We start from the raw sequence: 24,786 nt of genomic DNA, 5'->3' as shown, positions 1-24,786 counted from the left end.
CCGAAAGCGATCCGATGCCCAAAGAAGGTCATTACATTAACCGCAGCAACTGGCTGCGCGCTGCAGTTCTGGGCGCAAACGACGGGATCGTATCGATCTCAAGCCTGCTGGTCGGGGTAACCTCCGCGGGGATGGCGTCCGGCGATGTCGTGCTCACAGGATGTGCCGGACTGACGGCGGGGGCCTTGTCGATGGCGGCTGGCGAATATGTTTCGGTCTCTGCGCAGGCGGATGTCGAAGCGGCCGACCTCGAGCGGGAACGCATCGCGCTTGAAGAAGACCCGGACTATGAGTTGGAAGAGCTGGCGGAAGGCTTGGAGAGCCGTGGTGTGGAAGCGTCCCTTGCCGTCGAGGTGGCCACCCAGATGACCGACCACGACGCCCTTGGGGCCCATGCCCGCGAAGAGCTGGGCATGTTCGGTCTCGCCGGTCAGGCGAACCCGTTGCAGGCTGCAGGGGCCTCTGCTTTGGCATTCGGTGTCGGGGGGGCATTCCCCTTGGTTGCCGCCCTTGTGGCCCCGACCGCAGCAGATATCACGGCCATTGCAGCCATTGCCGTTCTTGCGCTGATGTTGCTGGGGGGCGGCGGTGCAAAGCTGGGGGGCGCGCCTGTATGGCCTGCGATGGCACGTGCGGTCATCTGGGGCGTGGTGGCGATGGCATTTACCGCAGGGGTCGGACAGCTTTTTGGGACGGTTGTCTGACAGGCGACGTCATCAGCGGTACTCTTCTGCCTGTATCGGCATCCCGCTCTGCGCAGTAGCCTTGCTGCCATTGGTTTGGCCACATTGCGGAAGCGTTCCGCTGACTCTCGAACAATTTCAAACACGTCGCATAGCGTCTATCGGCTGGGGCGCACCCCTTTCCCTACAGCAGCCTGATTTGCCGGGATCGCACTGCACGCGTGTCTCGTTTGCCATGTGGCGAACACCGCTTTAGACAAAGAAAAACGCCTGCCAGATTTCTCTGACAGGCGTTAGATTTTCTCATCTCACCGCGTTGAGTAGAGGGTTACTCGCGGTTGCCGAAGAGCTGCAACAGCATCATGAACATGTTGATGAAGTTGAGATACAGGCTTAGCGCGCCCATGATCCCGGACTTCTGCAACCACTCCTGGTCGCCATGCTGTGCGTGGGCCAGATAGGTGTTCTTGATGTTCTGCGTGTCATAGGCTGTCAGACCCGCAAAGATCAGCACGCCGATGGCAGAAATCGCGAAGACCAGCGCAGGCGATGCGAGGAAAATGTTCACGACCGACGCCACGATCAGGCCGATCAGACCCATGATCAGGAAGCTGCCCCACCCCGAGATGTCCTTTTTCGTGGTGTATCCCCACAGGGACAAGCCCGCAAAGGAGATCGACGTGATCAGGAAGATCTGGATGATCGAATAGCCGGTGAAGACCAGAAAGATCGAGCTGATCGAAACACCCATCACGGCTGCGAAGGCATAGAACAATGTCTGTGCTGTGGCTGCCGAAATCTTGTTCATGGCGGCCCCAAGGCCGAAGACAAAGGCAAGCGGTGCGAACATCACGACCCACTTGAGCGGCGATAGGTACAGTGCCGACCCAAGCGAGGTCAGGTACGTGTCAGCGCCGATCTGCGCCACGGCAGCGGCTGGATCGTTCGTCACCGCAAGGCCCGAGATCGCCCATGCGGCTGCAAAGGTGATGAGCATGCCGATAGACATGGTGCCATACACCTTGTTCATGTGGGCGCGCAGGCCCTCGTCGATAGCGGCGGCGCGGGTTCCGGCTCTGGACCGGATGGTCTTCACGTCGGCCATGAATGTCCTCCAAAAAGCTAAATAATGGTTACGGTGCCGGCAATCCGACCCCGGTATTGCATCGAATATCGGGTCAGACGCTTGGTTTTTCAAGAGTTTTAGGATGATAAAAAGAGTAGCTTTCGATAAATCGTCCGGCTTTGCCCAAACCTGATCCAATTGCGTGGCATTTGGTTGTTTTGACTGGTTTTGTGCAGGGGCGGGCAGTCGAATATTTTTCAGTCCATATTGGTCTCGCCCGTTCACAATTCATTGCGATTGGACCGGGTCACTTGGGCAGAGACTCTTCGGCCAATACTGTTCTCTCAGGACCGGTGTCGCCAGAACTGCTGCATCGCACTAGTTTCAGTCGCTCTTTTCGTTCGTCAGACAGCCATCTTCGGGCCCAGGGCGGCTTCGCGGGCTTTTGACCTCAAGTACATGCATAGGTTGAAGCTGAACGTGCAGAGCGTCGGGGCTGAGGACCGCCAAGGGGCCTCGCAAGCGTCGCCAGAACTGGCTCTGTCAGCTGTGCAGAATCGTGGAGGGGAGCCCTCTGCGATTCCCCAAACAAAGCGCCAAGGCTGAAATTCTCAAGCTGATTTTCGTAATTTTCGAATAGAATTCTGGCTTAATGCCACTTATAGGCGAATTTTTGCAATTTATATTGTTGAAATCCTCCAGTAATTCCCCGTCAACTTAATCGTCTGTTAACAAAAGCTTTATCAGCGATCCCCGAGGATGAATTCTCAAATCAAATCACAACCAGAAGGGGGTGCGGAAAACTTTTCAGGGGAAAGTCCCAGAAGTTATTTGGACCTGAGGGATTTCAGCGCTAAGTTGAGTACACGGATAAGGAGATTTATGGTAACACTACTCAAATATTCCGTGTTTCTGGGGAGAAGACGCGAATGTCAGGGTATTTGGACGAACGTTCATGTTCATTTAGTTTGCGTAAGAATGATATAATTGTAAGCTACTGCCCAAGTTAGAGCTTGGTGTATCTGCCACAGTCCCCTTGTCACGTAACGATCCGAATGCATGTAAGCGTTCAATATTTAGAAAGAAAATACCGATGCCCCACAAAGTCGACATCCACGTAGGAAAGCGAATTCGCCAACGCCGTTGGCTGGCAGGTGTGACGCAGCAAAAACTGGCTGAACTTGTCGGTATCAAATTTCAACAGATCCAGAAATACGAAACGGGGGCCAACCGCGTCAGCGCATCGCGTCTTTGGGATATCGCAGACGCCCTGAACGTGAGTGTCGCATATTTCTTCGAAGGAATGGATTCCGAGCAAACCAAGAACCAGGATGTGCCCGACAACATTCCAGCGGATCTGATCGGCGACAAGGAAGCGATGGACCTGGTGCGGTCGTATTACGCAATTCCGGAAAACCAACGCCGCCGTCTGTTCGAACTCGCGCGCGTGCTGAGCGACGTGGCCTAAGGCCGGGTCGTTTCGTCCTATCTTGCAAAGGCTTTCCGATGATGGCAGGCCAAGGCTTATGAAACAGCATCCTCACGATAATCCCGATGTGCTGCGTGTCGGCCATCTGCTTGCAGATGCCGCGCGTCGCGCCACCCTGCCGCATTTCCGGACTGCCGCCTTGGCGACGGACAACAAACTGGCAGAAGGGTATGACCCCGTCACCGAAGCAGACCGTGCCGCCGAACGTGTGATGCGTGAAATCCTGAGCAAAGAGCGCCCGCATGACGCGATACTGGGCGAGGAGTATGGTGCAGAATCCGGTACATCGGGGCTGACCTGGGTGCTGGACCCGATTGATGGCACGCGGGGCTTTGTGTCGGGCACCCCGACTTGGGGCGTGCTGATCGCGCTTGGCGATGACAAAGGCCCCTTTTTCGGTATCATCGACCAGCCTTATATCGGCGAGCGTTTCATCGGCACATCATCTGACGCATCAATGACAGGCGGCAGCGGCACCCATCCGCTGAAAACACGCACGGCGCGCGATATCTCGGAGGCGACCGTTTTCACCACATTCCCCGAAGTCGGTTCTGCTGCGGAAGGGGCTGCCTTTGCCGAAGTCTCCCGCAGGGCGCGCTTGACCCGCTACGGCATGGATTGCTACGCCTATGCCCTGGTCGCAGCGGGACAGGTTGATCTGGTGATCGAAGCGGGGCTGCAGGCTTATGATATTCAGGCACCCATCGCGGTCGTGCAGGCCGCGGGTGGCATCGTGACCGACTGGCAGGGCGGGCCGGCCCATCAGGGTGGCCGTGCTGTTGCGGCGGCGAATGCCGAGATTCATGCGCAGGCGTTGGAAATCCTCAGGACCTGCGCACCATGACAACGCTGCTGATCCGGGGGGCGGATCACGTTCTGACGATGGATGACGACCGGCGCGAACTGGCCGGTGCGGATGTTCTGATGCGCGATGGTGCCATTATCGCCGTTGGTCACGGGCTGGCAACGGAAGACGGGCAGGAGGTTGATACGGTTATCGACGCGCGCGGCTGTGTCGTGACGCCCGGCCTTGTGAACACCCACCACCATTTGTACCAAACGCTGACCCGCGCCGTGCCCGGCGGGCAGGATGCGTTGTTGTTTGGCTGGCTCAAGACGCTTTATCCGATCTGGGCGCGGTTCACACCGGATCACATGTTCACCTCGGCGCAGATCGGGCTGGCTGAACTGGCGCTGTCGGGCTGCACGCTAAGCTCTGATCACCTGTATCTCTACCCCAACGGATCGCGGCTTGAGGATACCATTCATGCCGCTGCCGAAATCGGCCTGCGGTTCCAGCCGACACGCGGCGCGATGAGCATCGGGGAAAGCGACGGCGGTCTGCCGCCCGATACGCTGGTCGAGGACGAGGCCGCGATCCTGAACGACTGCATCCGCGTGATCGACGCCTTCCACGACGCGTCTCCGGCATCTATGTGCCGGGTTGCAATTGCGCCGTGTTCACCATTTTCGGTCAGCCGCGATCTGATGCGCGATGCGGCCCTGCTGGCCCGCGACAAAGGGGTCATGCTGCACACGCATCTGGCCGAGAATGATGAAGATATCGCCTATTCCCTCGAGAAATTCGGCTGCCGTCCGGGCCAATATGCCCAGGACCTGGGCTGGGTCGGCCCCGATGTCTGGCACGCCCATTGCGTAAAACTGGACGCCAGCGAAATCGACCTGTTTGCCCGCACCCGTACCGGTGTGGCGCATTGCCCCTGTTCGAACTGCCGCCTAGGATCCGGAATTGCGCCAATACGCGCCATGCGGGACGCAGGCGTGCCGGTGGGCTTGGGGGTAGACGGATCGGCCAGCAATGATGCCGGCAATCTGGTGGCCGAGGCACGCCAGGCGATGCTGTTGCAGCGCGTCGCGCGCGGGGCCGACGCAATGAGCGCACGCGAAGCGCTCGAGATTGCCACGCGGGGCGGCGCGGATATTCTGGGTCGGCCCGAATGCGGACGCATCGCGGTCGGTGCGCGTGCCGATATCGCCATCTGGGATGTCAGCGGGATTGAGGCGGCTGGCAGTTGGGATCCGGCGGCACTGCTGCTTGCTGGCCCCACGACGGTGCGCGATCTGGTCGTCGAAGGCCGTGTTGTGGTCTCTGACGGCGCGTTGAAAACCATTGATTTACCGGCGCAAATCAGCAGACAGAACCAGATGGCGCGTGGATTGAGAGATAACCGGGCTTGAGGAAGAACAGGTCTTGAGGGATCAGATATGAAGCGCTTGTGCCTATGTGTTGCGGTGATGGTGTCTTTTGGGGGACCTGGATTTGCCAATCCTGAGGCGATGAGAGCGCTGAATGATCTGCGCGCGTCCAAAGGCGTGGCCCCGGTGGTCTATTCAGCCAAGCTTGAGGCCGCAGCGCAGGCGCATGCGCTGGATATGGCCAAGCATGGTTATTTCGCCCATGAGGGTCGCAATGGGTCAAGCGTCGGGGACAGGGTGAAAAAACAGGGCTTTAAATGGTGCTTTGTTGCAGAAAACCTTGCCAAGGGGCAGCGTGACCTGAACCAAGTGATGCAAGCCTGGGCCACGTCGCCGGGTCATTATGCGAACCTGATTCACAAGAAAGCCCGCGCCTTAGGTCTGGTGGAGGGTCCGGACCGGATCTGGGCAATGGTCCTGGCAGCCCCTTGTTGATCAGCGTGCTTGTTGATCCGCCAGGCGGAGCGGCTGCGCCGCATTTTATTCTTGGTGCTTGGCCGGGCGTGAGCCTGCTGCTTTGAGCGCAGCTGCCCGTTGAGGGGCAGGGACGCTCCGCGGGGAGTTTATCTGGCAAAATGAAGCCGGATCAGGCGCGCTTTTGACCGTTGACCCAGACGTCTGTGATTGCGCGGTCGTCGCCCATCATGATGGTGGCAAAAACATTGTCCCAGATGTCGTTCGCCGTCGTGGCGCGTTGGGCAATGGCGGGAGTCGATGCGAGGTCGAGGACCGTGATGTCAGCCTCGAGGCCAGCGCTGAGCGTGCCGACCTTGTCCTGCAGGTGCAGGCTGCGCGCGGAGCCTGCGGTGGCGAGCCACATCAGCTGTGCGGCATGCAGCGGCGTGCCGCGCAATTGCCCGATCTCGTAGGCGGCAGCCATGGTGCGCAGCATCGAGAAAGAAGAGCCTCCGCCGGTATCTGTCGCAAGGCCGATGGGGATGTGGCGCGCGGCGAGACCTGCCATATCGAACAGGCCCGAGCCGATGAAGGTGTTCGAGGTCGGGCAGTGGACCACGGCAGCACCGGTTTCCGACAAGCGATCGATTTCGCGGGGTGTCATGTGGATGGCGTGGCCGAAGACGGCGCGCGGACCGATGAGGCCATGTTCCTCGTAGGTATCCAGATAGTCGCGGGCGTGGGGGACCAGATCGCGGACCCATGCGATTTCATCCACCTGTTCGCTTAGGTGCGTCTGCATCAGGCAGTCGGTGCGTTCGGCCCAAAGCGCGCCGAGAGCCGCCAGTTGATCCGCGCTTGAGGTGGGCGTGAAGCGCGGTGTGATCGCATAGCTGGCGCGTCCCTTGCCGTGCCAACGGTCGATCAGCGCCTTGCTGTCGTCATAGCCCGTCTGCGCCGTGTCCAGCAGCCCGTCCGGTGCATTGCGGTCCATGCAGGTCTTGCCGGTCACGATCCGCTGGCCGCGGGTGCTGGCGGCTTCAAAGATTGCATCGACGCTATGGGGGGCGATGGTCGCGTAGGAACAGACCGTCGTGGTCCCGTGATCCAGCGTCAGATCCAGATAGCGGCCGGCGATCTTGGCAGCATAGGCTGGATCTGACAGGCGCATTTCTTCTGGAAAGGTGTAGAGGTTCAGCCAGTCGATCAATCGTTTTCCCCAGCTCGCGATCATGGCGGTTTGGGGATAGTGCACATGGGCATCCACAAATCCCGGACAGATCAGCGCATCGCCATAATCGGTCACCTGTGCGTGCGGGTGGGCGGCGCGCAATTTCGCTGCCGGCCCTGTCGCCGCAATATGACCGCCTTCGATCAGAACGCCGCCTGCGCTGTCGATATGGACGGTTTCATCCCAGCTGTCGGTAAGCGGGTTGCCGGAAAAATGCAGGGTCTGGCCCAGAAGAAGTGATTGATGTGTCATGGGCCCATTCTAGGGCCTGGCCGGGGCAGGGACAATCGCCCAATCGTCCCTTTGGGCACCATTGTATCCGCTTGCTGGCCCCCCTATTGTCTGCGTCACAGGAAAAGGGGTGTGACATGGCTGACGAACTTCAAGAACTTGATCCCCCCGTTGAAACAGCGGACGATTCCGAAGCCTACAGGTTGAATCCGAAGGCTGTTGCCTCGATCCTTTATGCGGTCGAGATTGACGATGCCGCCAAGCTGACCGAGCTGATGGAGCCGCTGCACCCGGCCGACATCGCCGACCTTCTCGAGCAGATCAGCAGTTTTGAACGTACCAAGCTGATCCGGCTGTATGACCGCGAATTTGACGGTGAAATCCTGTCGGAACTGGATGAATCCATCCGTGAGGAAGTCATTGGCATCCTCACGCCTCAGGTCTTGTCCGACGCGGTGCGCGACATGGACAGCGACGATGTCGTCGACCTGATCGAAGACCTCGAGGATGCGCAGGCCGAAGCGATTTTGGGTGCGCTCGAAGACGTGGACCGCGCCGCGGTCGAGCAGGCGATGGCCTATCCGGAATATTCCGCCGGCCGTCTGATGCAGCGCGAGGTCGTGATGGCCCCCGAACACTGGACGGTGGGCGAGGCGATCGATTATCTGCGCAAGACCCCCGAGGATGATTTGCCCGATCAGTTCTATCACGTGGTAATGGTCGATCCGCGTCTGCATCCGGTGGGCAATGTAACGTTGGGCAAGCTGATGCGGTCGAAGCGGACGACGCCGCTGCACGATATTCTTGAGGACACGTTTCAGGTGATCCCCGCGACCCAGCCTGAAAGCGATGTGGCCTATGCGTTCAACCAGTACCATTTGATTTCAGCCCCCGTCGTCGATGACGAAGGACGGTTGATCGGGGTCATTACGATTGATGACGCGATGGCCGTTCTGGACGAAGAACACGAAGAAGACATCCTGCGTCTGGCGGGTGTCGGTGAAGGGTCGCTGTCGGATCGCGTGATCGAAACGACAAAGCAGCGCCTGCCGTGGTTGGCGGTCAACCTGGTGACCGCGATTGCGGCATCCATGGTGATTTCCCAGTTCGAGGTCGCGATCGCCCAGATCGTGGCGCTGGCCGTTTTGATGCCGATTGTCGCATCCATGGGGGGCAATGCGGGCACCCAAAGCCTGACGGTGGCCGTGCGCGCCATTGCGACACGTGACCTTACCGGATCGAACGTCTGGCGGGTGATCCGGCGTGAATGTCTGGTCGGCCTGATCAATGGCGTGATCTTTGCCGTCGTCATGGGGGTGGTCGGCCTTGTCTGGTTCGGATCGCCCGCGTTGGGATATGTGATTGCATCGGCGATGGTGATCAACATGGTCGTGGCGGGGCTGGCCGGCACGGGGATACCGATTGTTCTGGAACGGGTCGGCGTCGATCCGGCGCTGGCCTCGGGCGCGTTTGTGACGACGGTTACCGATGTGGTGGGCTTTTTCGCCTTTCTCGGCCTTGCCGCCGCCGTGCTGCTGTGACCGATCTGGCTGCGATCAAGGATGCCGCCCGCAAGGCAGGTTTTGCCCGGCGCAAACCGCTGTTCGCGTCTGCCAATGACGCGCAGGCCGGCTATCTAAGCGAGGTGCTGGCAGGCTATCGCGGTGTGTCCCTGTCTGGGTTCATGCCGATCAGAACCGAAATCGACCCACGCCCTGCCATGGCCGAGGCCTCGGCCCATGGTCCCGTGGGGGTGCCCGTGATCATCGGCGCGCAGCAACCGTTGCGCTTTTCACGCTGGACGCCGGATGGCGCGATGATCGACGGTGCCTTTGGGGCAAGAATCCCTGAGGTGATGGATTTTTTCGACCCCGAGATCGTGATCGTCCCCTTGCTGGCCTTCACGCGGCGGGGCGACCGGCTGGGGTATGGCGGCGGATTTTACGACCGCACGCTGGAACAGTTGCGCGGGCGGCGTGCCACGCTGGCCATCGGTTTTGCCTTTGCGGGGCAAGAGGTCGACGCCTTGCCGGTTGAGCCGACGGATCAACCGCTGGACATGATCGTGACCGAGGCCGGCGTCATTGATATCAGCCGCTGACCCGATGGCGCTTATCCCATGATATTGGCGCTCGCGATCCTTGGCACGGTGGCACTGGCGGCGGTCGCGCTGTGGTCGCGGCCGGTGCGGCGCAGCGTGACATGGGCGGCGATGACGACACCGTTGGCGTCGATCATCGGCAGCGGGTTTCTGGTGCTGGGGCCGATCCTGATGGCGCATTACGGATGGCTGGCCCCGGTGGTCATGGCGGTCCTGTGTGGCATCGCCTATCTCTTCGGGGCCGCAATCCGCCACAATATGCGCCAGATCGAGGCGGGCGATGCGATGCCCAAAGGGCTCGAGGCTGCGTCATCCTGGGCGCTGAGTTTTGCCTATATCGTGTCTGTCGCCTATTACCTGAACCTGTTCGGGGCCTTTGGCGTCAGCCTGACCCCCTTTGATGGCGCGCTTGGGGCCAAGCTGCTGACCAGTGCCGTCTATCTGCTGATCCTGACCGTCGGCTGGACGCGCGGCTTTGCGTCGCTTGAGCGGTTGGAGTATGTCAGCGTCACGATCAAGCTGGCGATCATCGCGGGCCTGCTGGTGGCCCTGGCGGCATTCTTCTGGGGCAAGGTCCAAACCGGCGCGCTGGTCATGATCCCGATGGAGATGTCCGGTTGGGCGGCGGTGACGCTGGCTTTTGGCCTTATCGTCACGGTGCAGGGCTTCGAGACCTCGCGCTATCTGGGGGCAAGTTACGATACGCGGACGCGGGTCCGGTCGATGAAGTGGGCGCAATGGCTGTCGACGCTGATCTACATGGTCTACATCGTGCTGCTGGCCTATGTGTTCCGGCGCGAAGAACTGCATTTCAGCGAAACGGCGATCATCGACATGATGGCCGACGTCGCCCCGATCTTGCCGCTGCTGCTGGTCGGTGCTGCGCTGGCCGCGCAGTTCAGCGCGGCGGTGGCCGACACCAGCGGGTCGGGCGGGCTGATGTCAGAGCTGTCGGCAAGGCGTATTTCCGTGCGCACGGGATATCTGCTGCTGACAGTGATCGGGCTGGTGCTGACATGGGCGGCGGATGTGTTCCAGATTATCAGTTATGCCTCGCGGGCCTTTGCATTCTACTATGCGCTGCAGGCGGTGATCGCGTCCCTTGGTGCCGCGAAAAACGGCGCGCAGAACCGCAGCATCGGCTTTGGCGCGCTTGCCTTTCTGGGCGCAGCGATCGCAGTGTTCGGCCACGCGGTCGAAGGCTAGAAACAGCGGCTTTCTGCGGGGCGGTGCGAAAATACCGTCAGGGTTGCTCTTGCCCTCGGGGCCATCACAGCCTAACGCTTGCCCCATGAAAATACTCTTTCTTGGCGATGTCATGGGCCGCTCCGGCCGCCGCGCGATCAGCGAAAACCTGCCCCGTCTGCGCAAGGACTGGAAGCTGGATTTCATCGTGGTGAACGGCGAAAACGCAACCTCGGGGATGGGGCTGTCCGGCACCCACGCCAAGACGCTGTTTGAGGCCGGGGCCGATTGCCTGACCCTTGGCGATCACTCCTTTGACCAAAAGGACATGCTGAGCTTTATCGAACAGGAACAGCGCATCATCCGGCCGCTGAACTTTTCGAAAAACGCACCGGGCCGGGGCGCGCGCCTGTTCACCGCGCAAAACGGGCGCAAGGTGCTGGTGGTTCAGGCCCTAGGGCAGGTGTTCATGAAACGCCCCTTCGACGATCCGTTTTCCGCGCTGGAACCCGTGCTGAAAACCCACCCCCTTGGCGGGCTGGCATCTGCGGTGATCGTCGACATGCATTGCGAAGCGACCTCCGAAAAGATGGCGATGGGCCATTGGTGCGACGGGCGTGCCAGCCTTGTCGTGGGCACCCACACCCATGTGCCGACATCCGACGCGATGATCCTGCCGGGCGGCACGGCCTATCTGACCGATGCGGGCATGTGCGGCGATTATCATTCCGTCATCGGGATGGAAAAGACCGAACCCATGCGCCGCTTCATCACCGGCATGCCCAAGGACCGCTTTACCCCCGCCAACGACGAAGCAACATTGTCAGGGGTCTATATCGAAACCGATGACCGTACCGGCAAGGCCACCCGCATCGTGCCCGTGCGTCAGGGCGGGAAGCTGCAACAAAGCGCGCCGTGACCGGTCGGCAGACTGTCCTTTACACCGCATTTCTGGCGGTGCTTGGGGCCGGGTGGGGCTTTACCCAGCCATTGACCAAGATCGCGGTCAGCACAGGCTACCAGCATTTCGGGCTGGTGTTCTGGCAAATGGTGATCGGCGCGGTGTTCATGACGGCGATCAACGCCGCTCGTGGCAAACGCCTGCCTTTCGGTCCACGCTATCTGCGGCTCTATCTTATTCTCGCGATGATCGGAACGGTGCTGCCGAACTCTGCCTCGTATCAGGCGGCGGTCTGGCTGCCGTCTGGCGTGTTGTCGCTGCTGCTTAGCCTTGTGCCGATGTTTGCCTTTCCGGTGGCCCTGGCGATGGGGCAGGACCATTTCAGCTTTCGCCGCCTTGGCGGGCTGGCCTGCGGCCTTCTGGGGGTGATCCTTCTGGTGGCACCGGGAACGGATATGTCGATGGACCTGCCGGTCTTCTGGATCTGCATCGGTCTGATCGCGGGCCTGTGCTATGCTTTCGAAGGCAATATCGTCGCCAAATGGGGCACCCTTGATCTGGATGCGTTTCAGGTGCTGCAAGGCGCGTCGATCATCGGCGCGCTCCTGTTGCTGCCGCTGACCCTGATGACCGGACAATTCATCGATCCGACACCGCCTCTGGACGGCCCGCAATGGGCACTGGTCGTGTCATCCGTCGTCCATGTGCTGGTCTATGCAGGCTACATGTGGCTGGTCGGAAAGGCGGGGTCGGTTTTTGCCGTGCAGGTCAGTTATCTGGTGACGGGATTCGGGTTGATCTGGGCCAAGATCATCCTGTCGGAAACCTACGCGCCGACCCTTTGGCTGGCCCTCGCGATGATGTTCGCCGGATTGTATCTGGTGCAGCCTCGCCCCAAAGCGGCGCTTGCCCAAGTAGCGGCAATCGGCGACACTGATCGCTGATTTAATTCTCGGATAGGCTGGATATACCCCGAATGGACCCTTTCGACCTGTCGCAAAGCACCTCAGCTGTTCTGGCGCTGACGATCGTCGTGATCATGTTCATCATGTTCCTGCGCGAATCTCTTCCAACCGAAGTTGTGGCGCTGACGGGGGCGGCCGTCATGCTGGTGCTGGGCATTCTGCCTTACGAAGACGCGCAGGCCGTGTTGCAAAACGCAGCCCCCTGGACGATCGCGGCCATGTTCATCGTGATGGGGGCGCTGGTGCGGACCGGTGCCCTGGACGTGCTGACGCGGCTTGCGGAACGCTATGCGAAAACGCACCCAAAAACGGCAGTGGTGGGCGTGATCGTCGCGGTCATGGCGGCCTCGGCGATCATGAACAACACGCCAGTGGTGGTGGTGATGATCCCCGTCGTCGTGCAACTAAGCCAGAGCTTGGGCACCAAGGCGTCCAAGCTGCTGATCCCGCTCAGCTATGCGGCGATCATGGGCGGGTCCCTGACGCTGATCGGGACCTCGACCAACCTGTTGGTGGATGGTGTGGCGCGCAGTCAGGGCCTTGAACCGTTCGGGATCTTCGAGATTCTGCCCATCGGTCTTGTGGTCTGCGCCTGGGGCCTGATCTACATGGCGCTTTTCGCGCCCAGGCTTTTGCCGGCCCGCGACAGCATGGCCAACATGTTGTCTGACCGATCAAAGATGAAGTTTTTCACCGAGGCAGTCATTCCCCCGGAATCCAACCTGATCGGCCGCGACGTATTGGATGTGCAACTTTTCAAACGCGAAGGCGTGCGGCTGATCGACGTGGTGCGCGGCGATCTGTCCCTGCGTCGCGATCTGGCAGCCGTCCAGCTTCAGGTCGGTGACCGCGTGGTCTTGCGGACCCAGATGACGGAACTGCTCAGCCTGCAAGCCAACAAGGAACTCAAGCGCGTCGATCAGGTGTCGGCGGTCGAAACGTCAACTGTCGAAGTACTGATCACACCGGGCTGCAAGATGGTGGGCCGCTCGCTTGGCGCGCTGCGCCTGCGCCGGCGCTACGGGGTCTATCCGCTGGCAGTGCACCGGCGGAACCAGAACATCGGGCGTCAGCTGGATGATCTGATCGTCAAGGTCGGCGATACCTTGTTGCTGGAAGGGGCCATGGGCGACATCCAGCGTCTCGCCTCTGACATGGACATGGTTGATGTCTCGCAACCTTCGGCGCGGGCGTTCCGGCGGGGCCATGCCCCCATCGCCATCGCGGCGCTGACGGGGATCGTGGTCCTTGCCGCGCTTAACGTGGCTCCGATCCTGCTGCTTGCCATCCTTGCCGTCGCTCTCGTGCTGGTCACCGGCTGCATCGACGCCGAAGAAGCCTTCAGCTTCGTAGATGGCAGACTGCTGGCGCTGATCTTCTCGATGCTCGCGGTCGGTGCCGGCCTGCAAAATTCGGGCGCGATCAACCTGATCGTGGACAACATCTCGCCTTACCTCGGTACGTTGTCGCCGTTCTATGTGATCTTCGCGGTCTTTCTGTTGACCACTGTCCTGACCGAGATCGTTTCGAACAATGCCGTCGCCGTCATCATGACCCCCATCGCGATCAGCCTCGGATCCGCCCTTGGCATGGACCCGCGCCCGCTGGTGGTCGCCGTGATGATCGCGGCATCCTGTGCCTTCGCGACCCCGATTGGATACCAGACCAATACGTTGGTCTACGGGCCGGGCGGCTACCGGTTTACCGACTTCATGCGCATCGGCATTCCCCTGAACCTCAGCATGTCGCTGCTCGCCTCAGCCGTAATCCCCCTGATCTGGTAGGCCAACGCCCTTTTTTCCAAATGGTTCAAAATCCCGGGGGCGTGGGGGCTGGCCCCCACTTGTTGGAGGGGTTCGGGCTGGCTCCAGTATCCAGCGTGCCCGATGGGCTGGCCCCTACGGCACACCTCAGACCCATTCACAAAGGCCAGAACACCAGGATCGCAGGAATCGAAACCGCAACGACGATGATCTCGAGCGGCAGTCCCATCCGCCAATAGTCGCCAAAGGAATAGCCCCCCGGGCCCAGGATCAACGTGTTGTTCTTATGCCCGATCGGGGTCAGAAAGGCGCTGGACGCGGCAACAGCCACGGCCATCAGGAACGGATCAGGCGACACGCCCAAGGTCTGCGCCATCTGTATGCCGACCGGGGCGGCCACGATGGTCGTGGCGGTATTGTTCAGAACGTCGGACAAGGTCATCGTTACCACCATCAGCACCGTCAGCACCATCCATGCAGGCCACCCGTCGGTCAGTCCGACCAAGGTGCCGGCGATCAATTCGGTACCGCCCGATGTCTCGAGCGCTGCGCCCAGCGGAATCATTGATCCCAGCAGCACGACGACGGGCCATTCGATATGGGTGTAAAGTTCGGACAGCGGTATGATCTTGGCCAGAACATAGCACACGACGACCAGCCCAAGGGCGATTGGCAGATAGATCAGGCCAAAGCTGGCTGCGGTGACGGCCCCGGCGAACAGGCTGATGGCCAGCCAGACCTTGCTGTTTTCCGTCACCGCAAGGCCGCGGTCGGCCAGAGGCAGGACGCCCAGCCATTCGACCACATGGGCCGATGTATCGCGCGGGACCAGCAGCAACAGAATATCGCCGGTCTCGATTTCGGTCTTGCGCAACTGCGAGGTGATCCGGTTGCCGCGCCGCGAGATGCCCAGCAGCACCGTCCTTTGCCGCCATGACAGCCCGATCGACTGGGCCGAGCGCCCGATGAGGCGGGAATCATTGGGGACCACGACCTCGATAATTTCGACGCCTTCACCGCTTGCGTTCAAAAGGTCTTCGCGGCCCTTGTCGGCGACCTGCAAGTTCAAGGTGCTGCGAAATTCATCCAGCGCATCCGGTCGCGCCTCAAGCACCAAAGCATCCCCCGCACGCAGTGCAACACTGCGCGACTGGCCGTAAAGCCGTGCCCCATCGCGTACCAGACCCAGGATTGCCACGTCGGACTTGTCGGCGGTTTCCTGCAATTCGCCCAGCCGCTTGCCGATCAGCGGGCTGTCTTTGGGGACCGTCAGTTCCGCGAGATACTGTGACAGGTCTTCGGGCTTGAGGGCCGCATCATCGCGCGGCGGGATCAGCCGCCAGCCAACAAGCGCGACAAAAGCAAGACCCGCAATCGCGGCGATGCCCCCGACAGGGGCGAAATCGAACATGCTGAAGGGTCGCCAAGGGATTCCTGCCGGATCGAGGCGATGATGATGTTGGGCGGTGTCCCGATCAGCGTGACCATGCCGCCCAGAATCGTCGCAAAGCTGAGCGGCATCAGGCTGAGACCGGGGTTGCGCCCGGCCTTGCGTGCGGTCTGGATGTCGACGGGCATCAGCAGGGCAAGGGCGGCGACATTGTTCATGAAGGCCGACAGCACGCCCCCGATCATCCCCATCAGCGTGATATGCGCGCCCAGACTGCGCGAGGCATCGACCAGGGTGCGGGTGATCAGCAGCACCGCGCCGGACCGCACCAGCCCGGCCGAGACCACCAGCACAAGGGCGACCACCAGCGTGGCAGGGTGGCCAAAGCCGTCAAAGGCGCTTTTGCTGTCCACCACCCCCAGGACCACCGCGATCATCAGTGCCGAGAAGGCCACCAGATCGTACCGGAACCGGCCCCAAAGCAGCATGCCGAAGACAGCCGCGAAGAGCGTGAAGAGAATGATTTGATCTTGAGTCATGAGCTGGGATTACCTTGTGGCGTGCGGTCATGGGCGTTTGCTCTTGGCTTAGCAGTCGGAATGGGGGCTGTCTGCCCCCAAACCCCCGAGGATATTTTCGAGCCAGAGAAGCAGGCATTTCGCCTGTGAGGGTGTCTTGTTTGCACGCAACGGCTGGCCTATAGAGGGCGAAACAGGGTTTTCGCAGACGAGGTTATCATGGCAGGCCACTCAAAATGGGCAAACATCCAGCACCGTAAGGGGCGGCAGGACAAATTGCGCGCCAAGGTGTTCTCGAAGATGTCGAAGGAGATCACGGTCGCGGCCAAGATGGGCGATCCCGATCCGGACAAGAACCCGCGGTTGCGCCTGGCGGTCAAGGAAGCGAAATCGGTTTCCGTGCCCAAAGACGTGATCGACCGCGCGATCAAGAAATCGCAGGCGGGGGACGGTGAGGATTACGAAGAAATCCGCTATGAGGGCTATGGGCCCAATGGCGTTGCCGTCATCGTCGAGGCGATGACTGACAACCGCAACCGGACCGCATCGGTCGTGCGGTCCACATTTACCAAGAACGGCGGCAATCTGGGTGAAACCGGCAGCGTCGGGTTCATGTTCGACCGCAAGGGCGAGATTACCTATCCGGCGTCGGTGGGCGATGCAGATACGGTGATGATGGCCGCGATCGAAGCAGGGGCCGAAGACGTCGAATCGTCAGAGGACGGGCATGTCATCTGGTGCCTTGATACCGATCTGAACGAGGTCGCCACCGCCCTCGAGGCCGAGTTGGGCGAATCCGACAGCACCAAGCTGGTCTGGAAGCCGTCCATCACGACCGAGATGGATCTGGAGAGCATGCAGAAGCTGATGAAGCTGATTGACGCGCTGGAAGACGACGACGACGTGCAGCGGGTCACCACGAACTTCGAGGCCTCGGACGAGGTCATGGAGCAGCTTGAGTAACGCCATTCGACTGGACGTGATTTCGGCATAGATAAAAAAACCGCCCACCTTAATGAGGGGGCGGTTTTTTCTTTCATGCGGGTAAGGGAGGTTACCCGAACATGCGTGACATGCTTAAAAACACGCCACCGGTCTTTTGTTTTTGCGTTTTGACCGGTTTTTGCTGTGCAATCTTGGCCAGAACCCGTTTGATGTCGTTCAGGCGCGTCAGGGCTTTTGCGCCGCCGGCACTGGCTTGAACGCCAAGGATTTTGGACTGTGTGTGCAAGGCTGCCTCGATCAAGGCGAGTTCATCCTGGCTGATTTCCAGCTTCTGTTTATCGTCAAACATGACATCGTTCCTTTGTAGAGTGAGCGTCACATAGGGAGCCTGAGCGCGTTACACCAGTAGCAACGGGACCGATCACGTATTTGTTTCATCGAAGAGCTGAAATAAATCGTTTTTTGCGTCGGTGAGAAGTTGCGCTTGGGTGTGTCAGGTTTCGCTGCTACTCCCAAGCCAACGCTGCCAAGGGCTTCATTCATATGCTTTCTTTCTTTCCGGGCTTTGCCTTGGGCTTTACCCTGATTTTGGCGATCGGTGCGCAAAACGCCTTTGTACTGCGTCAGGGGTTGCGGCGGCATCATGTGTTCTGGGTTTGTCTGACCTGCGCGCTGTCGGATGCGGTGCTGATCGCGGCCGGGGTTTCAGGCTTTGGCGCGCTGGCAGAGGCCGTGCCATGGTTCGAAGTGGTGATGCGCTTTGGCGGTGCGGCGTTCCTGATCTGGTACGGGGCACAGAACGCGCTGTCAGCGTGGCGCGGCGGTGCAGCGCTCGAGGCGGAAGGGGACAACACCCTGAGCTTGCGGCGCACATTGCTGACCTTGCTGGCGCTGACCTGGCTGAACCCGCATGTCTATCTGGACACGGTCGTGTTGCTGGGGTCGGTGTCGGCGCAATATGACAACCGGCTGGCCTTTGGGGTCGGTGCTGTCATGTCGAGCTTTGTTTTCTTTTTCGGCCTCGGTTACGGGGCGCGGATGCTGAGCCCGGTTTTTGCGCGGCCCCGCAGCTGGCAGGTTCTGGATGCGTTGATCGCGCTGACCATGTGGGCGATTGCGTTGAAACTTTTGTGGATGTGATCTTGTCCTTGCCGTCGCTTTGGGAAATGTTGGCGATATGACAACAGCCCTGCCTCATCGTCCCGTCATCGGCATCTTCTGGATGGTCGTGACCGGACTTTTGTTCATCTGCGTCACCGCACTTGTGAAACACATGGGGCCGCGCCTGCCGTCGGCCGAGGCGGCGCTGATCCGCTATTCCTTCGGGCTGGTGTTCCTGCTGCCCGCCATCGGGTCGCTGCGCTCCGCCCATCTGACCCGTCGGCAGTGGACGTTGTTCAGCATTCGCGGGGGGTTGCATGCCTTGGGCGTGATCTTGTGGTTCTACGCCATGACCCGCATTTCCATCGCCGAAGTGACCGCGATGAATTACATGGCCCCGATTTATGTCACCATCGGTGCGGCGTTGTTTCTGGGGGAAACCCTTGCCTTGCGGCGGATCATCGCCGTCATTCTGGGGCTGCTGGGGGCCGTGATCATCCTGCGCCCCGGATTTCGCGAGCTGAGCAACGGGCATTTTGCGATGCTGATTGCAGCGGTCGTATTCGGCGGGGCCTATCTGCTGGCCAAGGTGCTGACGGACGAGGTCAAGCCGGCGGTCGTGGTCGCGATGATGTCGATCTTCGTGTCGCTGTTCTTGCTGCCCTTTGCGCTGCCGGTCTGGATCACCCCCACCTGGGAGGAGATCGGGATTCTTGCCGCTGTCGCCTGTTTCGCCACTGCCGGGCATTACACCATGACGCTTGCCTTTGCTGCGGCCCCGTTGACTGTGACGCAACCGGTGACGTTTCTGCAGCTGGTCTGGGCGACGATCCTGGGCGCTGTGGTCTTTGTCGAACCGATTGATATCTGGGTGGTCATCGGCGGTACCGTGATCCTTGGATCGGTCACGTTCATCACCTGGCGCGAGGCGATGTTGAACCGGCAGATCACGCCCCCAAGCCCGGCGACCAAGTTCTAGCTTTATATTGACTTGCCAGTCAATAAAATTAGAGTGCCTGGCAGCGACTTCAATTACTGCTAGGATTCTACATGCCCAAACTTGGAATGGAGCCCATTCGCCGCGATGCCTTGGTCAAGGCCACGATCGCCGAAATCGGGGCAGCGCAATCGTTGGACGTCACCGTGGGCCAGATCGCGCGGCGTGCGGGCATGTCTTCGGCATTGGCACATCACTATTTCGGCGGCAAGGACCAGATATTTCTGGCCGCCATGCGCTATATCCTGTCCGAATACAGCGCCGAAGTCCGCCGCGAATTGCGTCAGGCTAAAAAGCCGCTGGAACGTGCCGAAGCGATCATTCGCGCCAGTTTCGACGAAAGCTGTTTTGATCCCGCGACGGTCAGCGCCTGGATGACGCTTTATGCATCCTCGCGCACCAACGTTGAGACCTACCGTCTGCTGGTTGTCTATCAGGCGCGGCTGCGGTCGAACCTGACCCATGCGCTGCGGCCGATCTCGGTCCAGCCGGAACAGGACGCCGAAACCTTGGCGGCCCTGATTGACGGGCTGTACCTGCGCGCGGCCCTGTCCGACAGTGGCAGTTCAAAGCAGGCCTGTGCGCAGGCGCAGGCGCTGCTTGCCACCTTGGTAGGGGGCCAGTCATGACAAAACCCAACATCCTGATCCTGATGGTCGACCAGCTGAACGGCACGCTGTTCCCCGATGGTCCGGCAGAGTGGCTGCAAGCGCCGAACCTCAAGAAACTGGCGGCACGGTCGACGCGTTTCAAGAACGCCTATACCGCCAGCCCGCTGTGCGCGCCGGGTCGTGCGGCGTTCATGTCCGGTCAATTGCCAAGCGCCACGGGGGTCTATGACAACGCGGCGGAATTTCCGTCCAGCGTGCCGACCTACGCACATCACTTGCGCCGCGCGGGCTATCACACCTGCCTGTCGGGCAAGATGCACTTCGTCGGCCCCGACCAGCTGCACGGGTTCGAGGAACGCCTGACCACCGACATCTATCCCGCTGATTTCGGCTGGACGCCGGATTACCGCAAGCCCGGTGAACGGATCGACTGGTGGTATCACAATATGGGATCGGTGACCGGTGCCGGCGTGGCCGAGATCACCAACCAGATGGAATATGACGATGCCGTCGCCTTCGAGGCCACGCGCAAGATTTACGATCTGTCGCGGGGCCTTGATGATCGCCCGTGGTGCATGACGGTCAGCTTTACCCACCCGCATGACCCTTACGTGGCGCGCAAGAAATATTGGGATCTGTACAACGACTGCGACCATCTGCTGCCGCAGGTGCCCGATCTGGGCTATGAAGCGCAGGACCCGCATTCCAAACGGATCTTTGATGCCAATGACTGGCGCAGCTTTGACATCACCGAAGACAACATCAAACGGTCCCGCCAGGCGTATTTCGCCAACATCAGCTATCTTGACGACAAGATCGGCGAGATTTTGCAAACCCTCGAGGATACCCGGCAAGAGGCGATCATCGTCTTCGTGTCGGACCACGGCGATATGCTGGGCGAACGCGGCCTTTGGTTCAAGATGAGCTTTTTCGAAGGCTCGTCGCGCGTGCCGATGATGATCGCAGCCCCGCAGATGGAGCCCGGTTTGAACGAAACACCGGTCAGCAATATCGACGTCTGCCCGACGCTATGTGATCTTGCGGGCGTGTCGATGGACGAGGTGATGGAATGGACCACCGGCCAGTCGCTGGTCCCCATGGGGCAGGGGGTGGAACGCACCGAACCTGTGGCCATGGAATACGCCGCCGAAGGCACGCAAGCCCCGATGGTATCGCTGCGCTATGGCAAGTGGAAATACAACCGCTGCACGCTGGACCCCGACCAGCTGTTCGATCTGGACGCCGACCCGCACGAACTGACCAATCTGGCCGAAGAACCCGCCCATCAGGGCACGCGCCAAACCCTGCGCGCCAAGGCCGATGCCCGCTGGGATCTGGACGCCTTTGACGCCGATGTGCGCAAAAGCCAGGCCCGCCGCTGGGTCGTCTACGAGGCGCTGCGCGAAGGGGGCTATTACCCTTGGGATTACCAGCCCCTGCGCAAGGCGTCAGAGCAATACATGCGCAATCACATGGACTTGAATGTTCTGGAAGAAAACAAGCGCTTCCCCCGCGGGGAGTAACCGCTGTCCGGCCCCCGCGCGGGGCGCAGAACCGAATTGAGAGAGAACTATGCATACCCAACCCACCGCCAGCCATTTCATCAACGGTGCCTATGTCGAAGACACCAGCGGAACACCGATCAAGGTCATCTATCCCGCGACAGGCGCAGTGATTGCCACCGTGCATGCCGCCACGCCCGATGTCATTGAACAGGCCATCACCTCGGCACGGGCGGCACAGGTGGCATGGGCTGCGATGACCGGCACGGAACGGGGCCGTATCCTGCGCCGCGCCGCCGACATCATGCGCGAGCGCAACCACGACCTGTCGATCCTTGAAACCTACGACACCGGCAAACCCTATCAGGAAACATCGGTGGCGGATGCAACCAGCGGGGCGGATGCGTTGGAGTATTTCGGCGGGATCGCGGCATCCCTGACCGGCGAGCATATTCAACTGGGCGAAGACTGGGTCTATACCCGCCGCGAACCGTTGGGTCTGTGCGTGGGCATCGGCGCATGGAACTATCCGACGCAAATCGCCTGCTGGAAGGGCGCGCCCGCGCTGGCGTGTGGCAATGCGATCATCTTCAAGCCGTCGGAAACAACGCCGCTTTGCGCGCTGAAAGTGGCCGAGATTTTGCACGAAGCAGGCCTGCCTGCGGGCCTTTACAACGTCGTGCAGGGCATGGGCGAGGTGGGTGCATCGCTGGTCAGCGACCCGCGCGTCGACAAGGTATCCCTGACAGGTTCCGTCCCCACGGGCCGCAAGGTCTATGCGGCTGCGGCGTCGGGCATCAAAGCGGTCACGATGGAACTGGGCGGCAAGTCCCCCATCATCGTGTTCGAGGATGCCGACATCGAAAACGCCGTCAGCGGCGCGATCCTGGGCAACTTCTACAGCTCCGGTCAGGTCTGTTCGAACGGCACGCGGGTCTTTGTACATGCAGACATCAAGGAAGCATTCCTGAAACGGTTGGCCGAACGGCTGGACGGGGCGGTGATTGGCGATCCGATGGACCCCGAAACCAGCTTTGGGCCGATGGTGTCCAAACGTCAGCTGGACATCGCGCTTGGCTATATCGAAAAGGGCAAGGCCGAGGGCGCGCGGCTGGTCTATGGCGGCAAGGCGATCGACGGCGACGGGTTCTACATGCAGCCAACCGTCTTTGCCGATGTCACCGACGACATGATCATCGCGCGCGAAGAAATTTTCGGGCCGGTCATGTCCGTGCTTGATTTCACCGATGAAGATGACGTGATGGCGCGGGCCAATGACACGGAATTCGGCCTTGCTGCCGGTGTCTTTACCCGCGATCTGGCCCGTGCGCACCGCGTCGCGGCCAATTTCCAGGCCGGGACATGCTATATCAACACCTATAACGACGCGCCGGTCGAAGCCCCGTTCGGGGGCATGAAGAATTCCGGCGTGGGCCGCGAGAATTCCAAGGCGGCGATCGAACATTATAGCCAGATCAAATCCGTCTACGTGCGCATGGGCGATATGGAAGCGCCCTTCTGACGCCGGCGTGATCCAAAGGTGCGCTGACGCGCATTCGGTCATTGGCATGTGATGCGCCCTGAGCCCACCTGCTTGATGGCTGGGGGCGTTGCGGGCGAGATGTTTGTTTGCTGAGAGGTGCTTGAGGGATCAATCCGATCCTCAAGTCACCTGATCAATTTTAAGGTGCGAGTCCCATGCGCCTCAAGGACAAGCCGCGCAGATGCGCGGTGCCTCACGGCATCCTTGACCCGCCTGAGACTCACGAGAAGGAGCTGGGGATGCAAGCTGAGTTTATCATTGTTGGCGCGGGCAGCGCCGGATGCGCAATGGCCTATCGTCTGGCCAGGGCCGGGCGCAAGGTTCTGGTGATCGAACATGGCGGGAGCGATGCGGGCCCTTTCATCCAGATGCCTGCCGCCTTGTCCTACCCGATGAACATGAAACGCTATGACTGGGGCTATACCTCAGAACCCGAACCGCATCTGGGCAACCGGCGTCTGGCCTGCCCACGCGGCAAGGTGATCGGCGGGTCGTCGTCGATCAACGGCATGGTCTATGTGCGCGGACATGCGATGGATTACGACCATTGGGCCGACCAGGGGGCCGATGGCTGGGGCTATGCCGATGTCCTACCCTATTTCAAGCGGATGGAGACGTGGCACCACAACGGTCACGGCGGCGATCCTGATTGGCGGGGCACCGACGGCCCGCTGCACGTCAGCCGGGGCCCCCGCGAGAACCCCCTGTTCGAGGCTTTCGTCGCGGCAGGCAAGCAGGCGGGATACGAGGCGACCGACGATTACAACGGTGAAAAGCAAGAGGGCTTTGGCCCGATGGAACAGACGGTCTGGAAGGGCCGGCGCTGGTCCGCGGCGAACGCCTATTTGCGGCCCGCGCAGAAGACCGGCAATGTCGAGGTGATCCGCGCCCTTGCACAGCGCGTCGTGATCGAAGACGGGCGTGCCGTGGGGGTCGAGGTGCGGCGGGCAGGTAAGCGAGAGGTTTTGCGCGCCAGTGGCGAAGTGATCCTGGCCGCGTCGTCGATCAATTCGCCCAAGCTGTTGATGTTGTCTGGCATCGGTCCCGCAGCGCATTTGGCAGAGCATGGGATCGAGGTCGTGGCAGATCGGCCCGGCGTCGGCCAGAACCTGCAGGACCATCTTGAACTGTACATCCAGATGGCCGCGAGCCAGCCGATCACCCTGTATAAACACTGGAATATCTTCTCGAAGGCCGTGATCGGGGCGCAGTGGTTGTTCACGAAAACCGGCATGGGCGCGTCGAACCAGTTTGAATCGGCAGCTTTCGTACGGTCCAGAGCCGGTGTGAAATACCCCGATATCCAGTATCATTTCCTGCCTATCGCCGTGCGCTATGACGGGCAAGCCGCCGCCGAAGGGCATGGGTTTCAGGCCCATGTCGGCCCGATGCGGTCAACCTCGCGGGGGGCGGTCACATTGGCGTCCAGCGATCCTGCGGAGGATCCCAAGATATTCTTTAACTACATGTCGCAGGAAAAGGATTGGGAGGAGTTTCGCAACTGCATCCGCCTGACCCGCGAGATTTTCGGCCAGGATGCCTTCAAGCCTTTCGTCAAACATGAAATCCAGCCCGGTGCCGCGCTGCAAACCGATGCGGAGCTGGACGGCTTTATCCGTGAACATGCAGAATCCGCCTATCACCCTTGCGGCACCTGCCGTATGGGCCGGGCCGATGACCCAGAGGCCGTCGTCGACCCCCAAGGCCGCGTGATCGGCGTTGACGGGCTGCGCGTGGCCGACAGTTCGATCTTTCCACGGATCACCAATGGCAACCTCAATGCGCCGTCGATCATGGTGGGCGAAAAGATATCGGATCACGTTCTGGGACTGGACCCGCTGGCGGCGTCAAATGATGCGCCCTGGATTCATCCTGATTGGGAAACGTCGCAGCGTTAGACAGAAAGGTTAACGTCAAAGCGAAAAGGTACCGAAAAGTTAACCAAAATTTA

General features: G+C 60.5%; 21 protein-coding genes and 1 pseudogene. 18 read left to right on the top strand and 4 right to left on the bottom strand.

Annotated features, from left to right (window positions below; translation table 11 throughout):
* The first annotated feature begins 14 nt into the window (after window positions 1-14).
* Entirely contained in the window at window positions 15-704 is a 690-nt protein-coding gene (locus RGAI101_RS07210; protein ID WP_008227013.1) for a VIT1/CCC1 transporter family protein, read from the top strand.
* Between the two features lie 307 nt (window positions 705-1,011).
* Here RGAI101_RS07210 and RGAI101_RS07205 read toward each other — a convergent pair whose 3' ends face one another.
* Window positions 1,012-1,788 (bottom strand): Bax inhibitor-1/YccA family protein, encoded by a 777-nt coding sequence (locus tag RGAI101_RS07205; RefSeq protein ID WP_008225018.1) that lies wholly within the window; start codon window positions 1,786-1,788, stop codon window positions 1,012-1,014.
* 1,054 nt (window positions 1,789-2,842) lie between these two features.
* Between RGAI101_RS07205 and RGAI101_RS07200 the strand changes: the two genes are divergently transcribed.
* Genes RGAI101_RS07200 through RGAI101_RS07185 form a run of 4 tightly spaced genes read left to right on the top strand, consistent with a single transcriptional unit; the run spans window position 2,843 to window position 5,890 of the window.
* Complete coding sequence (locus RGAI101_RS07200; RefSeq protein WP_037227647.1) at window positions 2,843-3,217, top strand: helix-turn-helix domain-containing protein; 375 nt, start codon at window positions 2,843-2,845, stop codon at window positions 3,215-3,217.
* A gap of 58 nt (window positions 3,218-3,275) precedes the next feature.
* Window positions 3,276-4,082, top strand: coding sequence for a histidinol-phosphatase (gene hisN / locus RGAI101_RS07195; RefSeq protein WP_008226645.1), 807 nt, complete (start codon window positions 3,276-3,278; stop codon window positions 4,080-4,082).
* Window positions 4,079-5,437 carry an 8-oxoguanine deaminase gene (locus RGAI101_RS07190; protein ID WP_008226902.1) on the top strand — a complete coding sequence of 453 codons (1,359 nt, stop codon included), beginning with the start codon at window positions 4,079-4,081 and terminating at the stop codon, window positions 5,435-5,437. The genes hisN and RGAI101_RS07190 overlap by 4 nt, the downstream gene beginning before the upstream one ends.
* Before the next feature lie 27 nt (window positions 5,438-5,464).
* Window positions 5,465-5,890, top strand: coding sequence for a CAP domain-containing protein (locus RGAI101_RS07185; protein WP_037227644.1), 426 nt, complete (start codon window positions 5,465-5,467; stop codon window positions 5,888-5,890).
* A 151-nt stretch (window positions 5,891-6,041) separates the two neighbouring features.
* On the opposite strand, the gene guaD is transcribed toward RGAI101_RS07185, so the two are convergent.
* Window positions 6,042-7,334 carry a guanine deaminase gene (guaD, locus tag RGAI101_RS07180; protein WP_008225051.1) on the bottom strand — a complete coding sequence of 431 codons (1,293 nt, stop codon included), beginning with the start codon at window positions 7,332-7,334 and terminating at the stop codon, window positions 6,042-6,044.
* Window positions 7,335-7,450: 116 nt separating this feature from the next.
* Here guaD and mgtE point away from each other — a divergent pair, with 116 nt between their 5' ends.
* The 6 genes from mgtE to RGAI101_RS07150 all read left to right on the top strand — a co-directional run bounded on the left by mgtE (window position 7,451) and on the right by RGAI101_RS07150 (window position 14,249).
* Window positions 7,451-8,854: a magnesium transporter gene (gene mgtE / locus RGAI101_RS07175; RefSeq protein WP_037227640.1), complete on the top strand. Its 1,404-nt coding sequence runs from the start codon at window positions 7,451-7,453 to the stop codon at window positions 8,852-8,854.
* Window positions 8,851-9,414, top strand: coding sequence for a 5-formyltetrahydrofolate cyclo-ligase (locus RGAI101_RS07170; RefSeq protein ID WP_008229404.1), 564 nt, complete (start codon window positions 8,851-8,853; stop codon window positions 9,412-9,414). Before mgtE ends, RGAI101_RS07170 begins: the two co-directional genes overlap by 4 nt.
* An 18-nt stretch (window positions 9,415-9,432) precedes the next feature.
* Window positions 9,433-10,620, top strand: coding sequence for a hypothetical protein (locus tag RGAI101_RS07165; RefSeq protein WP_008227695.1), 1,188 nt, complete (start codon window positions 9,433-9,435; stop codon window positions 10,618-10,620).
* An 85-nt stretch (window positions 10,621-10,705) separates the two neighbouring features.
* Window positions 10,706-11,518, top strand: coding sequence for a TIGR00282 family metallophosphoesterase (locus RGAI101_RS07160; protein WP_008226203.1), 813 nt, complete (start codon window positions 10,706-10,708; stop codon window positions 11,516-11,518).
* Window positions 11,515-12,444: a DMT family transporter gene (locus RGAI101_RS07155; RefSeq protein ID WP_008227913.1), complete on the top strand. Its 930-nt coding sequence runs from the start codon at window positions 11,515-11,517 to the stop codon at window positions 12,442-12,444. The genes RGAI101_RS07160 and RGAI101_RS07155 overlap by 4 nt, the downstream gene beginning before the upstream one ends.
* 32 nt (window positions 12,445-12,476) lie before the next feature.
* Window positions 12,477-14,249 carry an SLC13 family permease gene (locus tag RGAI101_RS07150; protein ID WP_008225110.1) on the top strand — a complete coding sequence of 591 codons (1,773 nt, stop codon included), beginning with the start codon at window positions 12,477-12,479 and terminating at the stop codon, window positions 14,247-14,249.
* Window positions 14,250-14,385: 136 nt separating this feature from the next.
* Here RGAI101_RS07150 and RGAI101_RS07145 read toward each other — a convergent pair.
* Window positions 14,386-16,157: pseudogene (locus RGAI101_RS07145) on the bottom strand (SLC13 family permease).
* 198 nt (window positions 16,158-16,355) lie between these two features.
* On the opposite strand from RGAI101_RS07145, the gene RGAI101_RS07140 reads away from it, so the two are divergent.
* Window positions 16,356-17,099, top strand: coding sequence for a YebC/PmpR family DNA-binding transcriptional regulator (locus RGAI101_RS07140; RefSeq protein ID WP_008225510.1), 744 nt, complete (start codon window positions 16,356-16,358; stop codon window positions 17,097-17,099).
* A 91-nt stretch (window positions 17,100-17,190) separates the two neighbouring features.
* On the opposite strand, the gene RGAI101_RS07135 is transcribed toward RGAI101_RS07140, so the two are convergent.
* The gene (locus tag RGAI101_RS07135) at window positions 17,191-17,430 is read right to left on the bottom strand and encodes a hypothetical protein (RefSeq protein ID WP_008229399.1); all 240 of its coding nucleotides are present in this window, start codon (window positions 17,428-17,430) and stop codon (window positions 17,191-17,193) included.
* A 194-nt stretch (window positions 17,431-17,624) separates the two neighbouring features.
* Here RGAI101_RS07135 and RGAI101_RS07130 point away from each other — a divergent pair, with 194 nt between their 5' ends.
* The 6 genes from RGAI101_RS07130 to betA all read left to right on the top strand — a co-directional run bounded on the left by RGAI101_RS07130 (window position 17,625) and on the right by betA (window position 24,733).
* Window positions 17,625-18,221, top strand: a complete 597-nt coding sequence (locus RGAI101_RS07130; RefSeq protein ID WP_008226950.1) for a LysE/ArgO family amino acid transporter — start codon at window positions 17,625-17,627, stop codon at window positions 18,219-18,221.
* A 37-nt stretch (window positions 18,222-18,258) separates the two neighbouring features.
* Window positions 18,259-19,161 (top strand): DMT family transporter, encoded by a 903-nt coding sequence (locus RGAI101_RS07125; protein WP_008227130.1) that lies wholly within the window; start codon window positions 18,259-18,261, stop codon window positions 19,159-19,161.
* 71 nt (window positions 19,162-19,232) lie between these two features.
* Window positions 19,233-19,808 (top strand): choline-binding transcriptional repressor BetI, encoded by a 576-nt coding sequence (gene betI, locus RGAI101_RS07120; protein ID WP_037227636.1) that lies wholly within the window; start codon window positions 19,233-19,235, stop codon window positions 19,806-19,808.
* The gene (gene betC, locus RGAI101_RS07115; RefSeq protein WP_008224890.1) at window positions 19,805-21,313 is read left to right on the top strand and encodes a choline-sulfatase; all 1,509 of its coding nucleotides are present in this window, start codon (window positions 19,805-19,807) and stop codon (window positions 21,311-21,313) included. Before betI ends, betC begins: the two co-directional genes overlap by 4 nt.
* A 49-nt stretch (window positions 21,314-21,362) precedes the next feature.
* A complete protein-coding gene (gene betB, locus RGAI101_RS07110) occupies window positions 21,363-22,814 on the top strand; it encodes a betaine-aldehyde dehydrogenase (RefSeq protein ID WP_008227058.1) in 1,452 nt (483 codons plus the stop codon).
* 260 nt (window positions 22,815-23,074) lie between these two features.
* Window positions 23,075-24,733 (top strand): choline dehydrogenase, encoded by a 1,659-nt coding sequence (gene betA, locus RGAI101_RS07105; RefSeq protein ID WP_037227633.1) that lies wholly within the window; start codon window positions 23,075-23,077, stop codon window positions 24,731-24,733.
* Window positions 24,734-24,786: the final 53 nt, after the last annotated feature.

It is taken from the genome of Roseobacter sp. GAI101, from assembly GCF_000156335.1.
Lineage (GTDB): Bacteria > Pseudomonadota > Alphaproteobacteria > Rhodobacterales > Rhodobacteraceae > Sulfitobacter.
This window is presented reverse-complemented; position numbering and strand designations above follow the sequence as displayed.

Bases quoted from the DNA above. Each gene is read 5' to 3' on its own strand.
- RGAI101_RS07210 (WP_008227013.1), top strand. From the start codon at position 15: ATGCCCAAAGAAGGTCATTACATTAACCGCAGCAACTGGCTGCGCGCT.
- RGAI101_RS07205 (WP_008225018.1), bottom strand. From the start codon at position 1,788: ATGGCCGACGTGAAGACCATCCGGTCCAGAGCCGGAACCCGCGCCGCC.
- RGAI101_RS07200 (WP_037227647.1), top strand. From the start codon at position 2,843: ATGCCCCACAAAGTCGACATCCACGTAGGAAAGCGAATTCGCCAACGC.
- hisN (WP_008226645.1), top strand. From the start codon at position 3,276: ATGAAACAGCATCCTCACGATAATCCCGATGTGCTGCGTGTCGGCCAT.
- RGAI101_RS07190 (WP_008226902.1), top strand. From the start codon at position 4,079: ATGACAACGCTGCTGATCCGGGGGGCGGATCACGTTCTGACGATGGAT.
- RGAI101_RS07185 (WP_037227644.1), top strand. From the start codon at position 5,465: ATGAAGCGCTTGTGCCTATGTGTTGCGGTGATGGTGTCTTTTGGGGGA.
- guaD (WP_008225051.1), bottom strand. From the start codon at position 7,334: ATGACACATCAATCACTTCTTCTGGGCCAGACCCTGCATTTTTCCGGC.
- mgtE (WP_037227640.1), top strand. From the start codon at position 7,451: ATGGCTGACGAACTTCAAGAACTTGATCCCCCCGTTGAAACAGCGGAC.
- RGAI101_RS07165 (WP_008227695.1), top strand. From the start codon at position 9,433: ATGATATTGGCGCTCGCGATCCTTGGCACGGTGGCACTGGCGGCGGTC.
- RGAI101_RS07160 (WP_008226203.1), top strand. From the start codon at position 10,706: ATGAAAATACTCTTTCTTGGCGATGTCATGGGCCGCTCCGGCCGCCGC.
- RGAI101_RS07150 (WP_008225110.1), top strand. From the start codon at position 12,477: ATGGACCCTTTCGACCTGTCGCAAAGCACCTCAGCTGTTCTGGCGCTG.
- RGAI101_RS07140 (WP_008225510.1), top strand. From the start codon at position 16,356: ATGGCAGGCCACTCAAAATGGGCAAACATCCAGCACCGTAAGGGGCGG.
- RGAI101_RS07135 (WP_008229399.1), bottom strand. From the start codon at position 17,430: ATGTTTGACGATAAACAGAAGCTGGAAATCAGCCAGGATGAACTCGCC.
- RGAI101_RS07130 (WP_008226950.1), top strand. From the start codon at position 17,625: ATGCTTTCTTTCTTTCCGGGCTTTGCCTTGGGCTTTACCCTGATTTTG.
- RGAI101_RS07125 (WP_008227130.1), top strand. From the start codon at position 18,259: ATGACAACAGCCCTGCCTCATCGTCCCGTCATCGGCATCTTCTGGATG.
- betI (WP_037227636.1), top strand. From the start codon at position 19,233: ATGCCCAAACTTGGAATGGAGCCCATTCGCCGCGATGCCTTGGTCAAG.
- betC (WP_008224890.1), top strand. From the start codon at position 19,805: ATGACAAAACCCAACATCCTGATCCTGATGGTCGACCAGCTGAACGGC.
- betB (WP_008227058.1), top strand. From the start codon at position 21,363: ATGCATACCCAACCCACCGCCAGCCATTTCATCAACGGTGCCTATGTC.
- betA (WP_037227633.1), top strand. From the start codon at position 23,075: ATGCAAGCTGAGTTTATCATTGTTGGCGCGGGCAGCGCCGGATGCGCA.